Source organism: Pseudomonas sp. 05N434 (assembly GCF_056396965.1).
Window position 1 is genome coordinate 1 of record NZ_JBFTMK010000666.1, and the last position, 2,395, is coordinate 2,395.

Sequence of the window (2,395 nt, forward strand, 5' to 3'; positions counted from 1 at the left end):
CCCTTACAAAGGGGACCGAGAATGGGAAGTTTCGCTACAGAGTCGGCCTACAGAGCGGACCAAGGTGAACTTTCGAGGCCTTTTAGAAGGACATCAGTCGCGGTCGCCATGGCCTCGACGCACGCCAATGGTGCGTGGTGTCCAGAGGAGTCATGGGGCATGCAGGCTTTTTTATCACCGGGGATCGGGCTGCTGGGGCGTTTCGGCTTCGCGCGCAAATTTCAGCTGCTGTTTCTGCTGTTTATCCTGCCGCTGGCAGGCAGCTTGTGGATGATCGGCCAGGACTATCGTGACAAGTTGAGCCTGATCGCCGGCGAACGCGCCGGGGTCCGGCAATTGATTGCCCTGGATGCGCTCGACAACTTGCTCGCCGCCCAGCGTGACCGCGCCGCGCGCTGGCGCGCCACCGAAACCAATCGCCAGCCGACACCTGCAACTATCGCGGCGATGGCAGCGTTCGACACGGTTCAGCCGGCCGTGGCCCAAGCGATCACAGACTTGGGCAATGCCCTGAAAACCGAAGGCGCCGAGGGCGAGACCCTCACCCGCTATCAAGCCCTGCAAAGCGCCCTCACCGGCCTGGATTCGAAAAGCCTGAGCAGCGTTGGATGGTGGCCGGACGGCTATGATCGCTTCACCAATGCCTTGAGCGCCCTGCAAGCCTTGCGCGAACAAATCGCCATGGACAATCGCCTGACCCTCGCGCCATGGCTGGAAACTTATCTGCTGACGCAGATTTCCACTCAACACGCACCGGACCTGATCGAACGGGTCGGTCGCCTCGCCGCGGTTGGTCAAGCTTCGGTGGTGTCCGGGCAGTTCACTCTGCAAAGCCGCCTGCAATTGCGCGACTTGCGCAGCCGCATCGGCGATGCTCGGGAACAGCTGGTGAAAACTGGTAGCCTACTGGAAGCCCGCTTGCCCAGCGCCCTGCAAACCTGGGCCGGGCAGTACCATGACAGCCTCAAGCAGCTGGATGCCGGTTTGAAAGTGCTGGACGACGGCGTCTTCGGTGGCAGCATCAACCTAAAGCCCGAAGACTTCGAACGCAGTCTCGACGCCCTCCTCGGTAACCTTGCCTCGCTGCGCCAGCAATCGTTGGTTTCTCTGGATCAACGACTGGATTATTACCACGGCTCGGCCATCCGCCAGTTCATCCTGGTGGCGACAATTTTTGGCTGCCTGCTRCTGGCCGCGCTGTACCTGTTCATCTGTCTACAGGCCTCGATCCGTCGCAGCGCCAGCGGCATCACACTGCTGGCCGAAGCTCTGCGCGACGGCAACCTGAGCCTGCAAGTACCGGTTCAGGGGCGCGACGAACTGGCGGCGATCAGCACCTCGCTTAACGTCGCCGTGGTGCAACTGCGCAACAGTTTGCTGGGAGTCGATCACGAAACCCTGCAGTTGAGCAACGCGGTGCGCACCCTCAACGATCACTCCAGCGGTGCCCTTGGCGAAGTCGAAGCCCAGCAGTTGCAGATCAGCCAGATCGCCGCCGCGGCCACGCAATTGGCCGCGACCTCCCAAGGGGTCGCCCAGAGTTGCGAACAGGCGTCTGGCAGCGCTCAGCATACCCAGCGCATCGCCGCCGATAGCAGCCGTGACAGCCAGCGTACGACAGCGAGTATTCAGCAACTCAATCAGCGGTTGAATGACACGGCGGCGGCACTGGGTCGGGTCAGCGAGCAAGGGCAGCAGATTCAATTGGTGGTCGATACCATTCGCGGCGTGGCCGAGCAGACCAACCTGCTGGCCCTCAACGCCGCCATCGAGGCCGCACGGGCTGGCGAGCAAGGTCGCGGCTTTGCCGTGGTGGCCGATGAAGTGCGCAGCCTGTCGCAACGCACCCAGTCCTCCACCGCGCAGATCGCCGGCACCGTCGACAGCCTGCGCAGCACCGTGAACGAAGCGGTAAGCCTGATGGAAGCCGCCTGCGGCCAGGCGCAATCGGATGCGCAAGCCGTCACCGGTCTCGGCGAACGCCTGGGGGAAATCGCCAGCGCGGTGCAAAGCGTCACCGACACCCTGGCACAAATCGCCACTGCCGTTGAAGAGCAAGCGAGTACTGCTGATGAAGTCAGCGGCAACATCCAGCAAGTCGATCAGGCGGCGGTACGCTTGCTCGAAGGCGCGCGGGCGGTGAACCTCGCCGCGGACACCTTGAGCCAGGGCAGCAAGGCCTTGAGTGCGAATACCGGGAGATTTCAGCTCGGTTGATGCCCTCCCCTGACCCGTTTTTTCGGGTCAGCGGGATAAGCGGTTGAAAGTGTGGAGAAATATTTTAGATTTACGCTTGACGCATCGTCGTTCCAGGTGAATAATGCGCGCCACTTGGCTACATAGCTCAGTTGGTTAGAGCATAGCATTCATAATGCTGGGGTCCGGGGTTCAAGTC

At 61.7% G+C, this 2,395-nt stretch carries 1 protein-coding gene; it reads left to right on the forward strand.

From position 1 onward, the window contains the following. Positions 1-159 precede the first annotated feature (159 nt). Complete coding sequence (locus AC1DLB_RS27715) at positions 160-2,217, forward strand: methyl-accepting chemotaxis protein (RefSeq protein WP_477744030.1); 2,058 nt, start codon at positions 160-162, stop codon at positions 2,215-2,217. The last annotated feature ends 178 nt before the right edge of the window (positions 2,218-2,395 follow it).